The 6209-nt window shown below is 46.9% G+C and carries 4 protein-coding genes; all 4 read left to right on the forward strand.

All coding sequences use genetic code 11. From position 1 onward, the window contains the following. Positions 1–832 precede the first annotated feature (832 nt). The 4 genes from EWV68_RS18395 (at position 833) to EWV68_RS18410 (ending at position 5873) form a co-directional block, all read left to right on the forward strand. The gene (locus tag EWV68_RS18395) at positions 833–1198 is read left to right on the forward strand and encodes a response regulator transcription factor (protein ID WP_002798118.1); all 366 of its coding nucleotides are present in this window, start codon (positions 833–835) and stop codon (positions 1196–1198) included. A 91-nt stretch (positions 1199–1289) separates the two neighbouring features. After that, positions 1290–1820, forward strand: coding sequence for a chemotaxis protein CheW (locus tag EWV68_RS18400; RefSeq protein WP_061433348.1), 531 nt, complete (start codon positions 1290–1292; stop codon positions 1818–1820). An 89-nt stretch (positions 1821–1909) separates the two neighbouring features. Then, positions 1910–4588, forward strand: a complete 2679-nt coding sequence (locus EWV68_RS18405; protein WP_287170651.1) for a methyl-accepting chemotaxis protein — start codon at positions 1910–1912, stop codon at positions 4586–4588. A 73-nt stretch (positions 4589–4661) separates the two neighbouring features. Continuing rightward, complete coding sequence (locus tag EWV68_RS18410; RefSeq protein WP_061433350.1) at positions 4662–5873, forward strand: glycosyltransferase; 1212 nt, start codon at positions 4662–4664, stop codon at positions 5871–5873. Positions 5874–6209 lie beyond the last annotated feature (336 nt).

Raw genomic sequence — 6209 nt, forward strand, 5'->3', positions numbered from 1 at the left:
TTAACCTGTTTGTGCCTTAAGTCCTTCCCTGTATGGATTTCAGCTACTTTTGAGCGTAGGCGCTCTCATCGAATTTTATTTTAAGTTAATTATTTGCATAACAATTCCCGAAGAGCCAAAATATGTTACATAATTAGCTTATCAGATTTATTATTAGTGACAAGAGGAGGTAATACTAAATCCTGTTTAAAAGAGGAGAGCGGGGTGTGGGGAGAAGGGAGTGCCGGAGCTGCGGAGTGGGGAGCAGGGAGAAACAATTGATAACTTGAGAGTTAATCACACTATTAAAAACGGATTTGGTGTAAGAGAGCGTTTCTCATCAAGATGAAGTATGACGGCATTGGGCATCATCCCCAGACGACCAGCTACTGCTGCAGCCTTCCCCAGTTCCAGCCTTCCCCAAAACCCGAGACTTTGTACCTCACAAGTAAGATAAATGCTTGTCCTAGACTAAAAGAAATAGGGTCTATTGGGGGAGATTCCGAGAAATTATGGAAGGAAGCTGCAATGAGATCGAGATTCGCAGTATTTTACTGAGGAATTTCAACTAAAAGCCTAAAATCCTAAATCCCAACACCCCAAAACCTCACACCCAACCCCCAAACCCGAAAAAAAATCTCTTGGCCGGTGGTTTTTAACGGTGGAATTGGGAACTATAGAGATGAAACCCGAAAGGGTGAATCAAGTCCTTGTGTAGAGGGAAACCCCTGATAAATTTCAGATTGCGTTGGAGGCAAAAATGAGAGAAATTTCGGAGCATCCGGTCAACGGGGACTATTGTCGGGCATCTTTTGCCATTGTTGTTCTTGGCAGCCTAGCTAGGTAGGTAGTTATGAGCGAAATATTGCTGGTAGAAGACAGCCAAACGCAAAGGGAACTGATCTGTGATCTACTCCGCAATAGCGGCATTAAGGTCACGATCGCCACGGATGGGGTGGAAGCCCTCGAACATATTCAGAGAGCCAATCCGGATCTCGTCGTCCTCGATATCGTCATGCCCCGCATGAATGGTTATGAGGTGTGTCGTCGTCTCAAGTCGGATCCAAAAACCAAAAATGTCCCAGTGGTCATTTGTTCCTTGAAAGGGGAAGTCTTTGATCGCTATTGGGGCATGAAAATCGGAGCCGATGCCTACATTGTCAAGCCCTTTGAACCGATTGAGTTCATTTATACCATTAAACAACTGTTGCGCCGATAAAATCGCCCTCACCGGGGACAGTCTAGCGATGACATAGGTCAAGAGAGCTAAAAACGCCGCCCGAATTATTAGTTGCAAGAGAACTAAACTCATGCTTAACAACGCCGATTTTTTTGCTGGTAACGCTCAAAATATCGCCCCCGACAATCAGGAATTACAAACTCCCGTCGGTGAACTGTACTTGCGATTTTATCTACCCTCTCAGGACGAGTTTGCCCTTAGTGCCGTGGGAATTTGCGAGGTAATACAGCAACCACTCGATCGCATTACCCCGATTCCCAATGCTTCACCCTTGCTCCTCGGCACGATCAATCTCCGGGGTCAAGTGATCTGGGTGGCGGATCTCGGGCAATTTTTGGGGGATAGCAGCCGCTTAAACACCGATCGAGCCGAAATTCCCATAATTGCGCTCAAAGAAGAGGAAACGATCCTCGGTTTAGCGGTGGAACGTTTGGGAGATATGGAATGGCTCGACCAAGATAAACTAGGTAGTGCGGCCAGTATTCCCGATCAGATCGCCCTCTATGTGCAGGGAGAGTGGATTCTGGGCCAAGAATCAAAAAAAACCTTAAGACTACTCGATCATCTGGCCATACTCCGTTCTGCCCGTTGGGCGGCTTAAAACCTGAAAAAAATAGCAGAATAGGATTTATAGGAATTCTTTCTTGAAACTACTAACTACTTCATTTAACTTTACTAGGGGAGGGGCAAATGCCGTCAGGGAAAGAATACGCAAAACTTTATAGAAAGGCTAACACCGCCTATTGCCAGGGCAACCTCTCAGATGCCGCCGTCATTGTCAAAGAGATGATCAGCAAGTATCCCGAGGATGCCAATGTCATGCTTTTACAGGGTCACATTCATCTAGGACTACAACAATACAGATTGGCGGAGGAACGTTACGAAAAAGTGCTGCAATTGGCTAAAAATTCTCCCAATAGCTCCGATCTAGTCGATTATGCCCAGCGTGGTCTCGATCAGATTCGGCAATTGCGTTTTGAAGCCGAGGAGGGAGATTTTACGATCGCTGCTACGGAAAGCATTGCCTACAGCGAGGCAGCTTTCGATCTAGGTCAAGGTTTTAACCATTCTCGCTCCTGGAATTCGCCAGGGGCTGACCCCGATGGACAAAAAAAAGGGCTGGATTGGAATAGTAGTCTTTTCAATGAGGAGGATCCCAGCGAGCCTACGGTAAGTAAAGTCCATTCCTATGACGATGATTTTGAGGAATCGGAGGAAACCGCCTTTAGTTCCCTTACCCTGCCGGGCCCTGGCTCTCACGGTTCCCAGTGGTCTAGGGATTCGGCGGAGGGGGAAGCCCCTTTCCCCTTTTTAGAAGCGGCGGAGATTGACTCGCTGGAGGAAGGGTGGGACGGTGAGTTAGGGTCAACGGGAGAAGCCACTTTTATGGTTTCCTCTGCTCTGGGGGGAAATCCCCTCACCGGTAGAGATCAGGAGTTATCCTATAGGGATACCCTAGAAGAAAGCACTTTTGCCATTGACCCGGAATCGACCTACCCACAAGGGGCAAAAACTGGCCCTAATCAGGGCAGAGTCACTCAAAAAAGAGACGAGGAAGACGAAACCGGAGATTTTGGGGAACCAGAACTCAATGATGAGGATTTAGACGGTTTTTCCCCACTGGCTCTGACGGATACGGTTCAAGGACTGGGGGACTGGGAGCTATTTACCCCTTCGGGGGGGGAAGCTTTAAGTGGTGGTTTTCTCCCCGAACCCAGTGCGCGCCTTAATGCCAGTTCTGGTGTGGGAGAGCCTAGTTTTAATCCTTCTCGTCTAAAAACCCCCAATGACAAAAGAGATAGTCATCTTACCCATGCCTCCGAGCGCTTGCTCAAGCCAGTGGTGGAAGTCAATCCGGGCAAATTAGGCTTTTTTGTCAACGCTTCTTTAGGCAAAAAACAACTAATCCTAGCGGCTTTAGCGGGTATTACCCCTGTGATCATAATTTTTGCCGTTAGTACCACCTCTTGGCTTTCTACGCTCTTGGCTGCCAAACCAGCCCCGAATAGCCAGGCAAAAACCGAAAGGGTTGCCCCCAAACCGGCCCCGAAACCGCCAGCCTCAGCCAGTCTTTCCCCCTTCAGTCAACCGGTACTAACCATGATGTTATTAACCGGACTGGGAACCATGGCCCTGACTTGGCTAGGTTTACAGTTGCTAATTAGTCAGATTAAGCGCAGTCTCAACGATCTGCAAAGCCAATTCGAGCATCTCTCGGAAGGTAATTTTAACGCTAAAGCGACGATCTACTCGGAAGATGAATTCGGTCAACTGGCCAATCGTTTCAATCAGATGGCTCGGGTGGTGGTAGTTACCACCACGGAAGCCCAACGCCGCGCCGCCGAAACGGAACGGGAACGGGAAGACTTACAACGGCAAGTGATTCGACTTCTCGATGATGTGGAAGGAGCGGCTCGGGGAGATCTGACCGTGGAAGCGGAGGTAAGCGCCGATGTTTTAGGGGCGGTGGCCGATGCTTTTAATTTGACTATCCAAAACCTGCGCGAAATTGTCCGACAGGTGAAAAAAGCGGCAAAACAGGTGAATCAAGGCAGTACCAATAGTGAATCTTTCGCCCGCAATCAGTCTAGCGATGCCCTGCGGATGGCGGAGGAATTGGCCGTCACCCTTAATTCGGTACAGATGATGACCGACTCAATTCAACGGGTGGCAGAAAACGCCAGAGAAGCCGAAGAAGTCGCTCGCACTTCCTCGATTACCGCCCTGAAGGGGGGCGATTCCGTGGAAAGAACCGTGGCGGGAATTCTACAAATCCGCGAGACCGTATCAGAAACGGCGCGAAAAGTCAAGCGTTTGGCGGAAGCTTCCCAGGAAATCTCGAAAATTGTCGCGGTAGTCTCTCAGATTGCCTCGCGGACCAATTTATTGGCTCTTAATGCCTCGATTCAAGCGGCGCGAGCAGGAGAGGCGGGCCGCGGTTTTGCGGTTGTGGCCGATGAGGTGCGTCAGTTGGCCGATAGAGCCGCTAAATCGCTTAAGGAAATTGAACAGATCGTTTTACATATCCAATCGGAAACGGGTTCGGTAATGACGGCGATGGAGGAAGGGATTCAACAGGTTATCGATGTCACCGAGCGCTCGGAACAGGCGAAGAAGTCCCTAGAAGATATTATCCAAGTTTCTAATCGTATCGATACGCTGGTGCGATCGATTACCGCCGATACGGTTAAACAACGGGAAAATTCCCTCAATGTCGCCCAAGTTATGCAGTCGGTGGAGTTAACCGCTCAGGAAACTTCCCAAGAATCCCAACGGGTGGCGGGTTCTCTGCAAAAATTGGTGAGTATCTCCCGGGAGCTGCTTTCTTCGGTAGAACGGTTTAAGGTAGACTCAGAGGATGATCGATAATCGGTGAGCGCTAATCAGTGGGTTATTGATTAGCCGCTATCCCTCAAGATTGACCGCTAGAGTGAGTAAAGTTATGCCTAAACTTAGTCTCTGTATGATTGTCAAAAATGAAGCCGAAAATCTCCGGCGCTGTTTGGATAGCGTTAAAGGGGTGGTGGATGAGATGATCGTTATGGATACGGGTTCGACCGATGATACGATTGCTATTGCTCAAAGTTACGGTGCCATAGTTCCTAGCTACGATTGGCGGGGTAATTTTTCCGATGCCAGAAATGAGGCTTTAAAATATGTTACTGGCGATTGGATTTTAGTCCTTGATGCTGATGAGGAATTAAATGCCGCTATCGTACCGAAAATGCGTCGGGCAATGGAAAAAGAGGAAAATTTAGTGATTAATTTAATCCGCCATGAAATCGGAGCCGTACAATCACCCTATTCTCTAATTTCGCGGCTATTTCGCCGACATCCTCAGGTCACTTTTACCCGACCCTATCACTCAATTATTGATGATAATGTGGCCATTTTATTAAAAAAAGAGCCTGATTGGAAAATAGTTGAACTGCCAGAAATTGCTATCTTTCACTACGGTTACACCGTCGATAAAATAGCCAGCTTAGATAAGTTTGAACGGGCAAGAAAAGCGATGGAGGGTTTTTATCAGCAACATCCCCACGATCCCTATGTGTGTAGTAAATTGGGAGGCTTATATCTAAAGATTGGCAGGGATAAAGAGGGTTTTAAGCTGCTCAAACACGGTTTAAAATGCCATGGCTCTAATCCGCATATTTTATACGAGTTATATTATCATCTCGCTAATTATTATTATTCAGTGGAGGAATTTAAGCAATCAGCCGATCATTTTGTTAAAGCGATTAAGCAGCCAATTTTAGATAAATTAAAACTGGGTGCTTATAATAATTTCGGTGGGTTATTGTACGAAGCAGAAAACTACGAAGCTGCCTTATCTGTCTTTGAGAAAACCGTAGAAATTGATCCTAGCTATGCCGATGGTTACTATAATTTAGGACTGGTTCTCAAACAACTGCATCGGCTACCAGAATCGATTAAAGCTTATAAAAAAGCTCTCAAGTTAAACCCCGATAATCCCGCTATTTACCAAAATCTAGGGGTTGCTTATATAGTTTTCGGTAGTTATAATGAGGCGATCGAGATTTGGCAAAAAGGCCTACAATTATTGAAAGATCAGGGTAATGTATCTCGCGCTGAAATGCTGCAAGAAACCCTAGAAGCTCTGGGAGCAAGTGTATTGAGGGATGAACAGTAACTGTTCACCGTTGTTGGAAAGATTGGGAGCAGCCACTGTACTAAAATTCTCAATAGGCAGTTGAAATGCAGTACATCTGATTGCTAAAACCCTGTCTAGTCAACTCCTGTGAGGATTTTTCCGAACTAATTGTTAATAGGATTATCGAGGGGTTAGACGCTGAAGACTTAGGGGTTTTGATAGAAATGATCAAGAGATAATTGCTGCCGTGTAATTGGGGTCTGCTGAAAAAGTTTTTCCTAGGGGCAGGGTGTAGGGTGTGGGGTGTGGGGTGTGGGGTTTTACCCATTTTCATCGGGTAAATTACCTAATTTTCAGGGAAAAAGTCCAGGGATT

Source organism: Microcystis sp. M_QC_C_20170808_M9Col (assembly GCF_007095495.1).
GTDB lineage: Bacteria > Cyanobacteriota > Cyanobacteriia > Cyanobacteriales > Microcystaceae > Microcystis > Microcystis aeruginosa.

Excerpts from the sequence above, each read along its gene's own strand:
- EWV68_RS18400 (WP_061433348.1), top strand. The coding sequence starts at position 1,290 with ATGCTTAACAACGCCGATTTTTTTGCTGGTAACGCTCAAAATATCGCC.
- EWV68_RS18410 (WP_061433350.1), top strand. The coding sequence starts at position 4,662 with ATGCCTAAACTTAGTCTCTGTATGATTGTCAAAAATGAAGCCGAAAAT.
- EWV68_RS18405 (WP_287170651.1), top strand. The coding sequence starts at position 1,910 with ATGCCGTCAGGGAAAGAATACGCAAAACTTTATAGAAAGGCTAACACC.
- EWV68_RS18395 (WP_002798118.1), top strand. The coding sequence starts at position 833 with ATGAGCGAAATATTGCTGGTAGAAGACAGCCAAACGCAAAGGGAACTG.